This window comes from Paraburkholderia sp. GAS348, from assembly GCF_050434205.1.
GTDB lineage: Bacteria > Pseudomonadota > Gammaproteobacteria > Burkholderiales > Burkholderiaceae > Paraburkholderia.
On sequence record NZ_JBNPVT010000022.1, the window covers coordinates 40,256 to 56,618 of the forward strand.

The following is a 16,363-nucleotide window of genomic DNA, read 5'->3' on the forward strand; positions in this document are numbered from 1 at the left end:
TCCTGCTCGCGCAGCGAGGCCAACGGATCAGGTTCCCAGCGAAGCAACAGGCTCAGCCAGGAGACGGAGATGCTCAGTCCACATGAATTCGCTACTCTCATGCTGCTCAAGGACGCACCGGATCTGCTGAGTCTGGACGGTGCAGATCTGGAAGCGCTTCTAGACCGTCAGCTCGTCACGCTTGAAAACCTCGCTTCCGGGCAACAACGCCCTCGCATTACCGATGACGGACAGATGCTTCTGAAGGCTGCCGCTCGTATCCTGAGCGACGAATGACACGTATCGCTTGATCAGTTTCACACTCAAGGAGTGTTCCGTGGCCGAATCGTGGACAGGGGTCGTCGTGGGTCTGTGTGGGCTGAGCGCCGCCGCGCTGCTGATCGCCGTTCACTATCGGCGCGAAATGATGCGGCAGCGGAAACTCAGGCAGATGGATCATCGCGATTGTTGGGAAGTGATGCGCCAGCGGCGCTGAAGGCAAGCCCTGTTTGATTCAATCGGATCCGCGCGCAGCCGGTCACAAGAAAGCCGATCATGATCTGGCTAGCCGATGCGGTGCTTGTCGTGCATGCGCTGCTTGCGGTTTTCATCCAGCGTTGGATAAGCCGCCTGCTCTACTACGATTTGCCGGTCTGGGTATTCAAGCTCTTGCACGTCGCTTTCGGTCTGGTGGTGTTGCACGATCGCGGCGTTCTCTTTGTTTCGAGCATTCAGGAAACTATCGACAGGGTAGGGCGTAAAGATTTCTGCATCCTTGTCGATATACTGCACTGAAGTGCCGCCTCGTCGTGTGGCAAGCTCCTCGTTCACCCGTAATCGCACATGTCTTCTGGCTGATACATGCAGTATCGGGCTCGCCAGTTCAAGCGGAGACAGCATCTGATCGAGCCATTGCTAAACACGGCCGAAAACTACGATGCCAGGGAGCGGGGCCGAAATCAGGTGGTCACATGTCCCGGCGACGATTCCGGAGTCCAGTTGACGGCAAGCAACGACTGACAATTGATGGCCGATCTGAAAGCGGGCTGGAAGCAGACACAATCCGGAAGACTATGTTTCGAATCGCGCGTTCCCTTCTGGCAAAACCGGCCCTGTTCATTTTTGCCGGGATTGGCATCACGCTTGCCACCACCGGCGTCACGGCAGTCTCGCTGTACCAAATGAGGCTTGACGCCATGACGCAGGCCCGCGCTGCCGCACAGAACCTTGCACTCTCCCTGCAAAAGGAGACCGAACGTAATCTGGACATCTGCCTACTTGCCATGCGGGATGTCGTGACAAGTATGGAGACCCCCAGTCTCCTCCAACTCACTCCCGAGGCCCGGCACCTCGTCGCTTTCAGCGCGGCCAACAATGTAAGGGAACTGGGCGCGATATTCGCGGCAGATGCTGCTGGCAACAGCACCCTCGACTCCCGAGGGGTTCTGCCGCCAAAGTTCAATGTGAGCGACCGCGATTACTTTCAGGTTCAACAACAGCAGATAGGGGCCGGCTTGTATCTCAGCAAGCCATTCGCGCCACGCCTGGGCAACTCTGGGCAACCGTCGATCGCGCTGAGCCTGCGGCTTGATGATGCAAATGGCCACTTCGCAGGCATTGTTGCAGGTACGCTCCGGCTAAGCTATTTTCACCAGCTATTCGAAGACTCCATACTCGGCGATCACGGAACCCTTACCCTGTTGCGCACAGACGGGACTGTCCTGATGCGGCAACCGTATCACGGGGGCGATATAGGTCGCACGCTCGCGGGCGGCCATTCTTTTCCCCCGCTTGTGCAATCGGATCACGGCACCTATGTCGACGTTGCCGTGCTCGACCATATCGAGCGCCTATATAGCTTCAGGCGGATTGGGAACTATCCACTGGTCGTGGTCGTTGGCCTGGCGACTCAGGATATCTACGCCGGGTGGCGTAAGCGGGCGTTTGCCATTGGTATCGTGACTGCCATACTGGACGTGCTTACCATCATGCTGTCGCTGATGTTCAGCGGACAATTGCGTAGAAGATTCGCAATGGAACGTCAGTTGCAGACGCTGGCATGGTTCGATGCCTTGACCGGCCTGCCCAACCGGGCTCAACTCAACAAGGACACGCTCCGAATCCTGACGGACGCCAGCCGGAATTCGTCACAGTTCGCGATACTGTTCATTGATCTTGACCGTTTCAAACGCGTCAACGACACGCAGGGCCATTCTGCCGGTGACGAAGTGTTGAGCGAAATCGCACGGCGTCTCCGGAATTGCGTCCGGGGTGAAGACGCGATCGGTCGACTCGGTGGAGACGAGTTCCTGGCCGTATTGGAAAATTGTGACGTACATAGGGCAGCCCACATATCCGGGCGCATCCTGCAGGCTCTGTACCAGCCTATCACTGTCAATGCAAAGTTTGACACCAGCATCACGCTCAGTGCGAGCATCGGCGTCGCGCTGTATCCACACGACGGGCTGGACACCGATACGCTGCTGCGTAATGCAGACATGGCGATGTACAAGGCGAAGAGCACGGGACGTAACCAGGTGCATTTCTATGCTCCTGTGTATGAGCGTCAGGCCAAAGAGCAGCTCGAACTGGAAATCGCACTGCAGCGAGCCTTGCAAGGAAGAGCCCTGAGCGTCGCCTACCAGCCCAAGGTCGATGTGACGGGAACACTGCATGGAGCCGAAGCCCTGGTTCGGTGGAGCGACGAGAAACTGGGGATCGTCCCGCCAGACCGCTTTATCGCCATCGCGGAAGAAAGCGGCCTGATTGCAGAACTGGATGCCTGGGTGCTGGGCGAGGCTTGCCGTCAACTCGCCGAGTGGCGCGCCGAGGGTATCGAGGTACCAAACATATCAGTGAATGTCTGCGCCGCCGACTTCAAACGACCAGATTATCCAGGCTTTATCGCGGGCACTTTGCGGGCTCATGGTCTGGAGCCTGCAAGCCTTATCCTCGAAATGACCGAGCGAGTCATGTTTGATGAGTCGGCCGATGACGTTCACGCATCGCTCGATGCGATACACGCCCTTGGAATAGCGCTGTCGATAGATGATTTCGGTACGGGCTACTCGTCCTTGCGCTATCTGCACCGGTTCCCCGTCAAGGAACTGAAGATCGACAGAAGCTTTGTGCAGGATATCGGGGCCGATGCAACGGCCGAATCTCTGGCACAAATTGTAATAAACATTGGCAATGTGCTGAAACTGAGCGTCATCGCTGAAGGCGTGGAAACGCAAGCGCAGCGCGACTTTCTGCGTAACCATGGCTGCCTTATGTACCAGGGACATCTATACTCGGAGCCACTGCCACCGGGAGACTTTGCGCTCTGGGTAGAAACGCATCGGCAGCAAACACCGATAAGCGAATCAGGCTAGGCGCTGTTCTCATTTCCATGTGTTTGCGCCGGGCTTCCCGTCCCCGAACAGCGCATCCGTGGAAAACATGGTTACCGGTTTGGATAACAGGTTATTAAGATTCCTTAAGAAATGATCCGTCGATAGGGTGCGGGAGAAATTCCAATAATCAGGCCGATCCGTGGACCGACGGTCAGGCCGATAAACGGAAAGGACGCGGCAGATTGGATGACGATTGCCGCAACCAAGTATCAACAATGGTTGATGGGCGCTTGCGTGGACGCATCGCGAAGGGTCCGGACAGCGCTGGATTGCTGGCATCTTCCGACACGGTTCCCTGAGGACGGGCGATGCCGCGGTCGCGCGACGACAGGCAAACGGGGAGCACGTTTGTAGATCGCTTCGTCATCGAAAGCGCAAGTGAGTGTAAATTCGGGTCTAGTGGTTTCCGACCGACCCGCCACTGTGTCTTCGAATCTCGTCATCGGAGTCGGTCCGACAGTCGTACAGGAGCCGGTATGAGCACGAAGCACAGCAAAAAAGAACATCTTGAAGCCGCGGCGTCACATCACGAGCAGGCCGCGCGATATCACCACGGGGCGTCGCGGCATTTCGAGGCGGGTAAGGACTATGCCCACGCCGCACACCAGGCGATGATAGCCCATGGCCATACCTTGCACGCGATCGATCAGGCACACGTCGCTGGCGCACACAGCGCCAATACGCCGCCGGTCACACCGGCATCGCCCGGCTCCGGCGCAGACAGCGCAAACGCGGCAAAACATCACGCGCTGGCAGCGGAGCTTCACGAGCAGGCGGCGCAGCATATGCGCCACGCCGTCAAGCTCTTCGATCAGGACCGTAGTGCAGCCGCCCACGACGCGCAGCTAGCGCTCGCCCTTGCACTGCGCGCTTTGTCCCATGGCAACGAAGCAGCCAAACTATTTGTCAAGCTCGCTCCCGCCGAAGCTTCGTGAGTGATGCTGTATGAATTCAGACCCGTGACATCGAGTCTGGCCGAGTGTCATGCAGCACCCGGTTGTCGTGCGGATTTACGGTCGTGGGCCGGCCGTAAAGGTCCGCACACGGTGCGCACGGGTGACTCCAGCATCCCACTCGGGACTATGCCTTCCGGTCCAGCAAGTCTGCCGCAATGGACTTCGCGTGCGCGACGGCCTCCTGCGCGTCAAGGAATATCCCGAGTTGTTCCCAATGTTCTTCGACCGCGTAAGTCCCCTTCATACCGAGTGCCCTTTGTACGCGCAATTGCGCTGCGTACCTGCCGTCCTCCAATGGTCGAGCAGTTGCAATCACTTTGTGCGGGAGGTCGGATCTCTCCGGTTGAATCAACTCTACAGGACCGCCCGGCACGCCGACGTCGTTCAACGCGTTCCTCACTTTGCAGTCTGGGCAGTAGAAGCACCACCCCTCGTTCTCGCGAATGGATCTGACCTGTCCGCGGGCCAGCACGGCGCGGCATTCAACGTTTTCGCAGATGAACGGCATAGCAGTCTCCGGAGTTGTCTGCGAGAAATCCTAGCATGACCGTCGACGGCAAACCATCGGCATTGTTGCCGTACCTGTTCCGCGCGCTGGAGGCCGAAAGTCACGTCGCCCCGCTTTCCGGGAAAACCTTTAAGCGCGGGTCGGCGCGATCACGGTACGCGGCCGCAGCGTCGCCATGATCAGATACATGCCGCCGCCGATCACTACGCCGAAGAACCATCCATAGGTATTCCACCAGGCCGGCAGCAGGTTGGTGAAGTTAGGCAGGAAGGTCGAAAACACGCTGCCGAGCGCCGCGGAGACCAGCGCGTTGACGTTCCAGCCGCCTTCGTAGCGGTACTCGCCGTGCTCCTGGTAGAGCGCCGCGATGTTGATGTTGCCCTTGGCCACCAGGTAGTAGTCCACCAGAATGATCCCCAGCAGCGGACCCATCGTGGCGCCGATGGCGTTGACGAAGTGCGCGGCGTTGCCTTCCCACGGCGCGAACGGATAGAGCACCAGCGCGATGGCCGCGGCGATGTAGCCACCCTTCTTGAAACTGATCTGCTTGGGGAACGTGTTGGAGATGTCGAACGCGGCCGAGACAAAATTGGCCACTACGTTGATGCCCAGCGTGGCGACTGCGAAGGTCAGCGCCGCGATGAGTGCCAGCACCCAGCTATCGAACTTGGCCGAGATCTGTTCGGGGTGAAGCAGCACTTCGCCGTACACCTTGAAGGCGGCGATGGTGGTGACGCCGGCGACCAGCGAGAACGCGATCAGGTTGACCGGCAGGCCCCACAGATTGCCCTTCTTCACGGCGTTGCGATTTTTCGCGTAGCGGGAGAAGTCGCAAAAGTTCAGGTATAGCGCCGCGAAGTAGGTGATCCAGGTCGCGCCCACTGCCATCAGCGCCCAGAACGAGCCTGGCTCGCCGCTGACACCGGCATCCCTGGTCTTCTCGAGCAGCGTGTTCATCGGAATGCCACTGGTGAAAGAAAAGCCGCCAGCCTTGAAGCACAGGCCGATCGCCAGGATCAGCATCGCGACCCACACTGCCGGACCGGCCCAGTCCTGGAATTTGCGCACCGTCTCCATGCCCTTCTGGATGATGAGCAACTGCAGCGCCCAGATAATCACGTAGCAGATCACCTCCAGCCCTGAGTGGCCGAGCCACTGCGTGCCCTTGTGGAACGCCATCAGGCTGTCGCTGCGGATCAGCAGCGCGACCAGCGCGCCCGACGCGGCTGCCGTCTGCGCGCCGTACCAGAAGCAGGCCACCACGGCGCGCACCATTGCTGCCAGGTTGGCGCCCCATACCCCGAAGGAGGCGCGCGCCAGCACCGGGTAAGGCACGCCGGTTTTCTCGCCGGCGTAGCCGATCAGGTTCATGAGCGCGAATATCACCAGCGAGCCGAGCCCGATCGCCAGCACGAAGTTGACAAAGCTGCCGCACAGCAGGAACAGGCTGGCGGCGAGGTAGTAGCCCCAGAGGCTGTGCACGTCCGAGGTCCAGACGTTGAAGATGCTGAAGGCTCCCCAGTTGCGCTGCCTGGCGGGTGCGAGATCTTCGTTGTAGAGGCCAGGGGAAGGATCGCGGATTTCCATCTGTCATCTCCTTTGATCTCGTGGAACTAAGGAAACACCGCCGGACACGCCTGGGCGGAGATGCCACCGCGTCTGAAGCCAGCTGGCATGTGAGAACTGTATGTGCTTTGCCGCATCGTTTCGAATGGGTAAACCCTGGTCGGAATGCCTGCGGGCGCAAGCCAACTGCCCATTCCCACGCACGATGGGCGCCATCGCAAGTTCGTCGTGGTCGTCCGCGTGACCGTCCTGCGAAGTCACGCGGTTCATCTAACCTCGACCGAAACAAAACTGCGTGCGTGGTTGCGCTGGATTAGCACGGCTACCTGTCTCCCTGCCTTTGCTTCCAGCGCGGTTACGTCCGCCTGCGTTTCGACCAGCGTGTCATTCAGTGACAGGACGATATCGCCAGGCTGGATGCCAGCTTTTGCCGCCGGCCCATCAACTGTGTCCACCATCAGACCAACGGCCAGGTCGCTCGCGCGCCGCTCGTCCTCATTCAGCGGATGCATGCTCAAGCCCAGGCGATCCCCTGAGCCGCTTTCGCCTGGTCGAGCTTTAGGGCTTTCCGCGGACGCGCCGACCATGACCGTGATGGTCATCGGCCTGTGATTGCGGATCAGCTTGAGCGTGGTCTTCGTCCCGGGCGGCAAAGCAGCCGCATCCTCGCCGAGTTCGGTCGAGCGATCAATCGTCTTGTCGCCGATTCGCATGATCACGTCGCCTGGCTTGAGGCCGCTAGCGGCGGCCGATGTGCCGGGCGCGACGGAATTGACCAGCGCCCCTGCCGGCCGCGGCAGGCCAAAGGCCGCGGCCAGGCCGGGGCCGACGTCCTGAACTTCCACGCCAAGGCCGCCGGGAGAGGTCGCTTGCGGGGCTTGCGCCTGCGCTCGCACCTTGGCCGCCATGTTGATCGGGATGGCAAAGGCCAGGCTGGGGTACCGGTCTGAATCCGCGTAAATCTGCACATCGATGCCGACCACCTCGCCGGCACGGTTGAACAGCGGGCCGCCCGAATTGTCCGGGTTGGCGGCGATATCGGTTTGAAAAAAGGGAAAACTGCTCCCGTCCTGGAGCGTGCGAGACGTGGCACTGACAATGCCGGCGGTAACGGTATTCGCGAAGCTGTCCGGTGAGCCGATCGCCAGGACCGATTCACCGACGCGCACTCGCGACGAGTCGCCAAGTTTGACGGTCGGAAGCTTGGTGGCATCGATCTGAATCACGGCGACGTCGCTCTGGGCGTCGACCGCCAGGACCTTTGCCTTGAACTCGCGCCGATCGGTGAGCCTGACCGTCACTTCGTCGGCCTGATCCACCACATGAGCGGTGGTCAGAATGAGGCCGTCGGGGCTGACGATAAAACCGGAGCCCGTACCGGTAATGGCGCGTGCCGAATTGCCTTGAGACGCCAGTGATTTCGGAACCATATGCTTGACGAAGGCAAGAAGGGGATCGTCGGCATCGATTGCCGCGGGAGCGGGTATCGACGATGACTGCTCAGTGGCACTCGCGGTGATATTCACGACGGCGGGCCCGTATCGCTCCACGATGGTCGGGAAGTCGACCGATGCCGACGCGTTGGCTGGTGAAACCCGCTTCTCCTTCACAGGTGGCGGAGCGACGCCCGTGGCGTTCGCCGTCGGGTGCAGGCACGGATAGCCGCAGAGAAATGCCGCTATCAGGGCAGCGCGAAGCAAGGTGCGAGCAAGAGTCGGGTGAAACACAGTTCACCTCCATGGCGGTCGTCATGCCAGAGCCAGGCGCGTGATCAACGGGCCGATCGATACCTGAACGCATCGAATACGCCAGTACGACAATGCGCGATCCTCGCCTACTATGATTTATAGCGGGGAGGACGGGAAATTGCAGGGAGTGCTAATCCTGGGGTGCGCTTGCGGCTGGCACCCCGTCTATGCAATTAGCGGTATGGCAGTTTGTGGTGGGTCGTGGTTCAATGCGGTGCTCGTTGCTGATTTTCGTTCAGTTATGATCCGTCCCGTGCGGCTGAACTTTATGTTGAGCCACTAGCCCGCTCGGAACGCGCTAGTGTAGTTGCCAAGCATATCGGTAAGAGGGCTAACTGAGACGGGCAGTCAAGTGCGTTCGAGCGTGGCTGAAACAATGGCGACGCATCCTGGATGCGGTATGTGCTGTTCCTGTCTGGAAATATGAAAAAAATAAAGGCCTGCGAGAATATGAGAATCAAAAGCAAATGGGGAAGGGGTATTCACGAAGGAAAAGTCGTTTCCGTCGTGGACGGTAAGAGGATTTTCATCCATCTGCACTCTGCGATCGAGACGCACGCTTTGGGCAAAATAGCAGCCAGTCAAAGGCAAAGGCAAAGGCAAAGGGTGCTTACCGTCGCGATCGACAATGTGCAAAAAATAGCAGATCACATGAGTGAGCCATTTATCCACGCGAAACAGGACGACGTTGTAGTTCTGCTTTATGCCAGCGACGAAACCCGTGTAGCGGCCCTCGGTGTGCTCGGTCTGTGCGACGCATAAGCCTATCTCCTCGCAATTGACTTCGATCGTTCGTTTCGTTCGGTCTCGCTGCAGCACCGTGCATGTGAAGGGCGGCAATGGATCTCAACCCGTATGCCCCGGATGCGATCGTCTGCGATGGCAGCGCCGCTGCACGTGCGGCCGGCCGAACGCTCGCGCGCCAGGCCGAGCGGCTTCCTGCTTTTGTCCAAGCAGCAACTGATCGATTCCGTTACATGGGCGAGGCGTCGGCATGATCCGGCGACTCGCCTCTTGTCGCAGCCGGGTCCTGCGCCTAATGTTTAGAAGCAGGCACCGGACAAGGGAAGAGATCGTATGCGCTGCGCAAACTGCGGAATCGAGAATCCCGCTGGGGCTAGTTTCTGTGAAGCATGCGGCGCCATGCTGGCGCGCACATGTTCGCGCTGCGGACACGAGGCGGGGCCTTCCGCCAAATTCTGCAGCGAGTGCGGCGCGCAGCTGACCGATGGGCCCGCAGCGCCGTCCCTGCAGCCCCGGTCTGTTTCAGAGCCGTCCCCGGCGCCCATCCATTACACGCCACACCACCTTGCCGAGCGCATCCGCGCCGAACAGGCGGCCATGGAAGCCCGTGGCGAGATCGCGGGCGAGCGCAAGACCGTCACGGCGCTGTTTGCCGACATGGCGGGGTCCACGGCGCTGGTTCACGACCTGGACCCGGAAGAGGCCCAGCGCCTGATCGAGCCCATCGTCGCGTTGATGATGGAAGCGGTCCACTACTACGAGGGTTATGTCGCCAAATCGCTTGGCGACGGCATCCTGGCGCTATTCGGCGCGCCCATCGCCCATGAAGACCACCCGCAGCGTGCGCTATATGCTGCGCTGCGGATGCAGCTTGCGATGCGCCGGCACGGGGACAGGATTCGTCTGGAAAAAGGCATCCCGCTACAAATTCGCGTCGGCATCCACACCGGCGAGGTCGTCGTGCGTTCCATCCGCACGGATGACCTGCATACCGATTACGACCCGGTCGGACACACGATCCACATTGCGTCCCGGATGGAAGGGATCGCCGTCCCCTCGTCGATTCTGGTGAGCGAGTCCACGCACAAACTCGCCGCAGGCTATTTTGAATTCAAGGCGCTGGGGGCCACGCAGGTCAAAGGGGTCCCCGAGCCGCTCGTCGTGTATGAGGTATTGGGTCCCGGCGCGTTGCGCACGCGCCTGCAACTGTCGGCACATCGCGGCCTTGCCAGGTTCGTGGGCCGTCAGACCGAACTGGACCATTTGCATGCGGCGCTGGAGCAGGTCAATGAGGGGCGCGGACAGGTCGTCGCGGTGGCCGGCGAGGCAGGGGTCGGGAAGTCGCGGCTGTTCCATGAGTTCAAGGAGCGCTCCCGGGGCAGCTGTGCGTTGCTGGAGACATTTTCGGTTTCGCACGGCAAGGCCTTCGCCTATTTGCCGCTCATCGAGCTATTGAAGAACTATTTCCAGATCACCGCTCAGGACGACGAGCGGCAGTGTCGGGAAAAGGTCATGGGCAAGGCGCTGACCCTCGAGCGAAGCTTCGAGGATCTGGTGCCCTACCTGCTCTTTTTGCTTGGCATCGGCGAGCGCGGATCGGCGCTCGCCGAAATGGATCCGCAGATCCGGCGTGATCGGACCATTGACGCGATCATCCAGATTCTGACGCGGGAGAGCCGCGACCAGCCGATCGAGTTGTTGTTCGAGGATCTGCAATGGCTGGACCGCGAGACTGAAGCATTCCTCTTGAGCCTCATCGGCCGCGTGGCGGATTCACGAATCCTGCTCCTTGTGAACTACCGGCCAGAGTATCAGCCGGTCTGGGAACGCGCGGGCCATTGCAGCCAGTTGCGACTCGAACCGCTGGGTCCGGCGGAAGCCCAGGGATTGCTCTCGGCGCTGCTTGGGGATGACTCCACCCTCGTGCCGCTCAAACAGCTCATCCTGGAGAAGACGGAGGGCAACCCTTTCTTCATGGAGGAAGTGGTACAGACGCTGGTCGAAGAGAAATCGCTGCTCGGCGAACCCGGCCGTTTCCGGATCGAGCGTACCCCGGCTGCGCTGCATATTCCGACCACCGTGCAAGGTGTGCTCGCCGCACGTATCGACCGGCTCCCCGTCGCGGAGAAGGACTTGCTGCAGGCACTTGCCGTCATCGGCAAGGAGTTTTCGTTCAGTCTGATCCAGCGCATCTGCGAAGGACCGGGCGCTCCCACCGATGACGCATTGCGGAATCTGCTCGCCCGGCTGGAGGCCGCGGAATTCATTTACGAGCGTCCTGCGTTTCCGGAGGTCGAGTATTCTTTCAAGCACGGGCTGACCCAGGAAGTCGCCGGCCGCTCGCTGCTGACGGAGCGCCGTAGCGCTTTGCATGAGCGTGCGGCGCAGGCCATCGAGGCGCTGTTCCCAACTCGTATCGCGGATTACTGGAGCGAATTGGCGCATCACTACCGGCTGAGCGGCAATGTCGCGAAGGCCGTGGAATACCTGCACCGCACCGGGCAACAGGCGCTCCAGCATTCCGCCCATCTGGACGCGATGCGTCATCTCGGCGCGGCACTGGAATTGCTCGAGCAGATGCCTGACACGCCCGAACGCGCTCAGCAGGAACTGACGCTGCTGCTCTCGCTGGGGCCCGCCTTGGCGACCGTCCGCGGCTATGGCGCGCCGGAGGTCGTGGCAGCGTATACGCGCGCGCTGGCGTTGTGCGAACGGATTGGCGAGACATCGAAGATCTTCCCGGTGCAACTGGGACTGAGGACGTATTACCAGCTACGCGCGGAGTACCGCACCGCGCGCGAGCTGGGCGAACGGCTGCTGCGCATGGCACGGCAGGTCGGGAAGCCGGCCTTGCTTGTGGAGGCGCATCTTGCGCTCTCGGCGAGCCTGTTCTCCGCGGGCGATCTCGAAGCTTGCCGTGTCCACCAGGAACAAGCGCTGGTTTTTTATCTCCAGGAAATGCGCGAGGAACCGGTCTACAGCCACGTGATCGATCCGGGCGTGCGCGCCCTGAGCTTCCTCGCCTGGACCTTGTGGCATCAGGGATACCCCGATCAATCGAGTAAGCGGAACCGGGAAGGGCTTGCACTGGCCCGGAAATATACCGGCGGCTCAAGCCTCGCGCTGACGTTGGCCTATACGGCGCAACTACATCAGCTTCGGCGCGATGCGACGCTGACCCGCAAGTACGCGGAGGCCGTCATCTCGCTCGCGGCCGAGCAGGGGATGCCGTTCTGGCTCGCGTGGGGAACGATTCTGCGCGGCTGGGTGCTGAACCAGCAGGGCAGCATCCAGGAGGGGATTGCGCAAATACGCGAGGGCTTGGCCGGCTACCGCGCGACCGGGGCCGAAATGGGGTACTCGTACTTTTTGGTGCTGCTGGCCGACAGCTACCGGCAAGCGGGAGAGACGGACGCGGGCCTGGGCGCGATCGACGAGGCGATCGCCATGGAGAGTCGTTCAGGCGAGCACTGCTACGAGGCGGAGTTACATCGGATCAAGGGGCATCTGCTGCTCGGCGCGTCGAGCGATCGCATCGGCGATGCCGCCCGTGCGGAACAAGCCGAGGCCTGCTTTCATCTGGCGATCGCAGTGGCCCGCGGTCAGGGCGCCAGGTCGTTTGAATTGCGGGCTGTATCGAGCCTCGCCCGTCTGTGGCAATGCCAGGGCAAAACGGCCGACGCACGGCAGGCGTTGTCCGAGGTGTACGGCAGCCTGGCAGAAGGCTTCGACACGGCCGACATGCGAGAGGCGAAGGCGTTGCTCGATGCGTTGGCATCGCGCGAGGCGTGACCGAGGAGACGGGAAATGACGACGAAGAATACAAGACTACGCGGCGATGACGAGCACAAACCGGTCGCGCTGGCTTTGCAAGGGGGCGGGATGCACGGTGCGTTCACGTGGGGCGTGCTCGACCGCTTGCTCGAGGACGGCAGGCTGGCGATTGAAGGGGTGAGTGCGACCAGCGCCGGCTCGATGAATGCCGCGGTGCTCGCATACGGGCTGCTGAAAGGGGGCGAGGACGGCGCACGGCAGGCGCTGCACGACTTCTGGCATGCCGTGGCGCAATCCGCCGAGCGTTACAACCCGTTGCGCTGGGTGCCATGGCTGAAAGGGACGCACAGCTTCGGGTTCGATCATTCGCCGTTATATGCGTTCGCCGACATGGCGCTGCGCATCTTCTCGCCCTACCAGTTCAATCCGAACAATCTGAATCCGCTGCGCGAGGTGCTCGACAGTCAGGTCGACTTCACCGCGTTGCGAAAACAATGTCCCATCCATCTGTATCTGTGTGCGACCAACGTCGAGACGGGGAAAATACGCCTCTTCACGGGCGAGGACATCTGCGCGGACGCCGTGCTTGCGTCTGCGTGCGTGCCGACGCTGTTCCAGGCGATCACCATCGATGGCGAACACTACTGGGACGGCGGGTACATGGGAAACCCGGCCATCTACCCGTTGATTTACCACTGCAAGACGCGCGACGTCGTGATCGTCCACATCAACCCGCTGGTTCGCCGGGGCGTGCCGGTTATGGCTGCGGACATCCTTAACCGCGTCAGCGAAATCAGCTTCAACTCGTCGCTGATGCGTGAGATGCGCGCGATCGCCTTCGTCACCGATCTGATCCAGCAAGGCAAAGTCGATCGCGACGAGATGAAGGAAATGCTGATCCATTCCATTCGATCCGACGAGGCGATGTGCGCGCTCAGCGTGTCCAGCAAGTACAACGCGGATTGGGATTTCCTTTGCGGACTGCGCGATAACGGGCGGCGCGAGGCCGATGCCTGGCTCATGCATCACTACCAGAACATCGGGCAACGTTCGAGTATCGACATTCGCGAGGAGTTTCTTTGAGCATCGCGCCTGGATTGGCGCAAAGCAACGACGTCATGATGGATACGGCGCCGAACGGTCACACATCCGTGCAGGGTGGAAAGGGGCGGGGATGAGCCAGACGCAAGCGCGCTTCATCGCATTGTGGTCACGCAGCGGCGGCTTGCGCGCCGAGGCCGCCTATGCCGACCTGGCGCAGCTTTATGCCGAACCGACGCGTCATTACCACACGCTGCGTCATATCCGCCGCTGCATGCACTATCTCGACCAGGCGCGTAGCGCGATTCCTCATGCCGATGCCGTGGAACTTGCACTGTGGTGCCACGACGTGGTCTACGTTCCCGGCGCGCGGGACAATGAGCAACGCAGCGCGGACTGGTTCCGGCAATGGACAAATGACCGTATCGCTGCGGGCGAGCGCATCTGCGAAATGATCCTGGCGACCCGGCATACGCGTGTGCCGGCCGGATTGGACGATCGCTTCGCCTGCGATATCGATCTTGCGGTGCTGGGTGGTCGACGGGACCGTTTTCGCGAGGACGGGATGCGCCTGCGGGCGGAACGTCCCGACCTTGACGACCGCGCCTACGACATGCGCGAACGGACGTTTCTGGGCAACCTGCTGGCACGTCCGCGCATCTATCACACCGATTTTTTTCATACCCGCTGCGAAACGCGCGCGCGGGGCAATCTGACGTGGCGGCTCGGCCTGCCGGTGCCGCAATGACCATGAGAGAGCGGACGCTCCTCACAAACCGTCCTGGTCGAGGTGGTCGAGGTGGTCGAGGTGATCGAGGCGGTCGTGCGCTCGGGAGGCAACGCACGTCGCTTGTCGGCAAGCGGTCAGGATATCTACGCAATCAGAGCGCCCATGGTGGTTGAAGCGGCCATACGTGTCGTCAGTGGGCAGGTCCACGGGGCGGGTGTCTTCAGCGCCGGCGAGGCCTTCGGCGCACGTGATTTCCTGGAGTCGCTCTGTCCGGAACATCTGGCATTGGAGATGCCGTGAATTACTGCACCTTCGCGTCAACAGTCCCCGCAGCTGCGTTCCCCGTCTGCGCAGGCGCTGCCTGCTGCCTCTCCGGATGCCGCGGATCATGCAGCGCGTCCGCCGACCAGCCGCCGCCCAGATCGCCGAATAGCGACGCCGCGTCCAGCAGGCGCGTCTCCTGAACATTCAGCGCGGTCTGCTGAGTGCTCAACTGTGTGGCCTGCGCGGTGGCCACCGTCGTGTAGTCCACCGTACCGGCTTGATATTCGTTGAAAGCGATCTCGGCGCCACGGGTTGCGTCTCGCACGGCCGTGTCCAGGACGACCGATTGCTCGGCCAGGATTCGCAACCCGCTCAAGTCGTCTTCAACGTTCTGGAACGCTGCCAGCACCGTGCCACGGTAGTTGGCGACGGCCGCGTCGTAGGCGGCTTTCGCCGCGTCGACGTCGGCGCTGCGCAAGCCGCCGTCGAAAAGCGTTTCGGTGGCGCTGCCGCCCAGCGACCAGACGTAGTTGGCCACGTTCAGCAAACCGGACAACGGCGACTGCGTGAAGCCGGCCAGCCCGGAGAGGGAAACCGCCGGGTAATAAGCCGACACCGCCACGCCGATCGCCGCGTTTTGGGCAGCCATTTTGCGTTCTGCGGCGGCGATGTCGGGCCGGCGTTCGAGCAGCGTCGATGGCACGCCGACGGGCACGCTCGGCAGCGTCGGCATCGCGGTGCTGTGCGTAATCGACAGCTCTTCCGGATTCTTGCCCACCAACACGGCGATCGCGTGCGAGTCGTGAGCGCGCGCCACGCCGAGCGCGATCAGATTGGACTGCGCCGTCTCGAGCTGGGTGCGGGCAGTGATCACGTCGGACGGCGGGATGGTGCCCGCCTGATCCTGGTCGGACACGACGTCCAGATAGTGCTGGTAGGCCACGACCGTCCTTTGCAGGAGGTCGATATTGGCGTCGCTGGTGCGCAGTTCGATGATCGCCGTGGCCAGCGCCACCTGCTCGGAGAGCGTTGCATTGGCGAGCGTCGCTTCGCTCGATTGCGCCGTCGCGGCGTTTTCTTCGATCGTGCGCCGCACCAGGCCCCACAGGTCAGGCGCCCAGCTGATGTCGCCTTCCAGCGAGCCCGAGTTGACCACTCTGGCCGCATTGCCGCTCGCGGCACGCGCCCTGGTGGCCGAACCGGTTGCGCCGATGGTCGGAAACAGGCTGGCATGCGCCGCCCGCACTTCCGCCAGCGCTTCCTGATAGTTTGCGTAGCTCGCGCGCACGGTCTGGTTCGATACCGACACCAGCGGTTCGAGCTGGTCGATCAGCGGATCGTTGAATGCCGTCCACCAGTCGCCTTTCGGTTTCTCCGCCGCGGGCTCGGCTTGCGTCCAGCCCGGCAACTCCGAGTAGGTGGCAGGCACGTTGACTTGCGGCCGGTGGTAGTCCGGGCCGACCGTGCAGCCGCTAGCCAGCAGGGCTAGCGTCGCGACGACCAGCTGTCGAAGCGGGCCAGGGCGGCCAACGCGGCCAACGCGGCCAGGGCGGCCAACGCGGTTAAGTGGGCCACTGAGTGGGCCACTGAGCGGGCCACTAAGCGATCCGCCAGGTGGCTCACTTAGCGTCCCAAAGCGGTTACGGGAAATCTTCATC

At 61.5% G+C, this 16,363-nt stretch carries 15 protein-coding genes; 10 read left to right on the forward strand and 5 right to left on the reverse strand.

Annotation, left to right across the window (positions count from 1 at the left end):
• Nucleotides 1-69 precede the first annotated feature (69 nt).
• The 5 genes from P3T22_RS27040 (at nucleotide 70) to P3T22_RS27060 (ending at nucleotide 4,309) form a co-directional block, all read left to right on the forward strand.
• The gene (locus P3T22_RS27040; RefSeq protein ID WP_429326611.1) at nucleotides 70-276 is read left to right on the forward strand and encodes a hypothetical protein; all 207 of its coding nucleotides are present in this window, start codon (nucleotides 70-72) and stop codon (nucleotides 274-276) included.
• Nucleotides 277-316: 40 nt separating this feature from the next.
• Nucleotides 317-475: a hypothetical protein gene (locus P3T22_RS27045; protein WP_181448448.1), complete on the forward strand. Its 159-nt coding sequence runs from the start codon at nucleotides 317-319 to the stop codon at nucleotides 473-475.
• 59 nt (nucleotides 476-534) lie between these two features.
• Nucleotides 535-774 carry a hypothetical protein gene (locus P3T22_RS27050; protein WP_429326612.1) on the forward strand — a complete coding sequence of 80 codons (240 nt, stop codon included), beginning with the start codon at nucleotides 535-537 and terminating at the stop codon, nucleotides 772-774.
• 278 nt (nucleotides 775-1,052) lie between these two features.
• Complete coding sequence (locus P3T22_RS27055) at nucleotides 1,053-3,353, forward strand: putative bifunctional diguanylate cyclase/phosphodiesterase (RefSeq protein WP_429326613.1); 2,301 nt, start codon at nucleotides 1,053-1,055, stop codon at nucleotides 3,351-3,353.
• Nucleotides 3,354-3,850: 497 nt separating this feature from the next.
• Complete coding sequence (locus P3T22_RS27060; protein ID WP_063500243.1) at nucleotides 3,851-4,309, forward strand: hypothetical protein; 459 nt, start codon at nucleotides 3,851-3,853, stop codon at nucleotides 4,307-4,309.
• Between the two features lie 145 nt (nucleotides 4,310-4,454).
• On the opposite strand, the gene P3T22_RS27065 is transcribed toward P3T22_RS27060, so the two are convergent.
• From P3T22_RS27065 to P3T22_RS27080, 4 genes are all read right to left on the reverse strand, one after another.
• Nucleotides 4,455-4,838 (reverse strand): hypothetical protein, encoded by a 384-nt coding sequence (locus P3T22_RS27065; protein WP_063500242.1) that lies wholly within the window; start codon nucleotides 4,836-4,838, stop codon nucleotides 4,455-4,457.
• A 129-nt stretch (nucleotides 4,839-4,967) separates the two neighbouring features.
• Nucleotides 4,968-6,425, reverse strand: a complete 1,458-nt coding sequence (locus P3T22_RS27070) for an NCS1 family nucleobase:cation symporter-1 (protein ID WP_429326614.1) — start codon at nucleotides 6,423-6,425, stop codon at nucleotides 4,968-4,970.
• 245 nt (nucleotides 6,426-6,670) lie between these two features.
• Entirely contained in the window at nucleotides 6,671-8,131 is a 1,461-nt protein-coding gene (locus P3T22_RS27075; protein ID WP_429326615.1) for a trypsin-like peptidase domain-containing protein, read from the reverse strand.
• 369 nt (nucleotides 8,132-8,500) lie between these two features.
• The gene (locus P3T22_RS27080) at nucleotides 8,501-8,992 is read right to left on the reverse strand and encodes a hypothetical protein (RefSeq protein ID WP_429326616.1); all 492 of its coding nucleotides are present in this window, start codon (nucleotides 8,990-8,992) and stop codon (nucleotides 8,501-8,503) included.
• Between P3T22_RS27080 and P3T22_RS27085 the strand changes: the two genes are divergently transcribed.
• The 5 genes from P3T22_RS27085 to P3T22_RS27105 all read left to right on the forward strand — a co-directional run bounded on the left by P3T22_RS27085 (nucleotide 8,992) and on the right by P3T22_RS27105 (nucleotide 14,741).
• A complete protein-coding gene (locus P3T22_RS27085) occupies nucleotides 8,992-9,150 on the forward strand; it encodes a hypothetical protein (RefSeq protein ID WP_158515375.1) in 159 nt (52 codons plus the stop codon). The two genes, P3T22_RS27080 and P3T22_RS27085, sit on opposite strands and share 1 nt — an antisense overlap.
• Before the next feature lie 79 nt (nucleotides 9,151-9,229).
• Nucleotides 9,230-12,688 carry an adenylate/guanylate cyclase domain-containing protein gene (locus P3T22_RS27090; protein WP_429326617.1) on the forward strand — a complete coding sequence of 1,153 codons (3,459 nt, stop codon included), beginning with the start codon at nucleotides 9,230-9,232 and terminating at the stop codon, nucleotides 12,686-12,688.
• A gap of 15 nt (nucleotides 12,689-12,703) precedes the next feature.
• Nucleotides 12,704-13,753, forward strand: a complete 1,050-nt coding sequence (locus P3T22_RS27095) for a patatin-like phospholipase family protein (RefSeq protein WP_063500237.1) — start codon at nucleotides 12,704-12,706, stop codon at nucleotides 13,751-13,753.
• 91 nt (nucleotides 13,754-13,844) lie between these two features.
• Nucleotides 13,845-14,459, forward strand: a complete 615-nt coding sequence (locus P3T22_RS27100; protein WP_429326618.1) for an HD domain-containing protein — start codon at nucleotides 13,845-13,847, stop codon at nucleotides 14,457-14,459.
• Nucleotides 14,460-14,510: 51 nt separating this feature from the next.
• The gene (locus P3T22_RS27105) at nucleotides 14,511-14,741 is read left to right on the forward strand and encodes a hypothetical protein (RefSeq protein ID WP_429326619.1); all 231 of its coding nucleotides are present in this window, start codon (nucleotides 14,511-14,513) and stop codon (nucleotides 14,739-14,741) included.
• Nucleotide 14,742: 1 nt separating this feature from the next.
• On the opposite strand, the gene P3T22_RS27110 is transcribed toward P3T22_RS27105, so the two are convergent.
• Nucleotides 14,743-16,362 (reverse strand): efflux transporter outer membrane subunit, encoded by a 1,620-nt coding sequence (locus tag P3T22_RS27110; protein ID WP_429326620.1) that lies wholly within the window; start codon nucleotides 16,360-16,362, stop codon nucleotides 14,743-14,745.
• Nucleotide 16,363 lies beyond the last annotated feature (1 nt).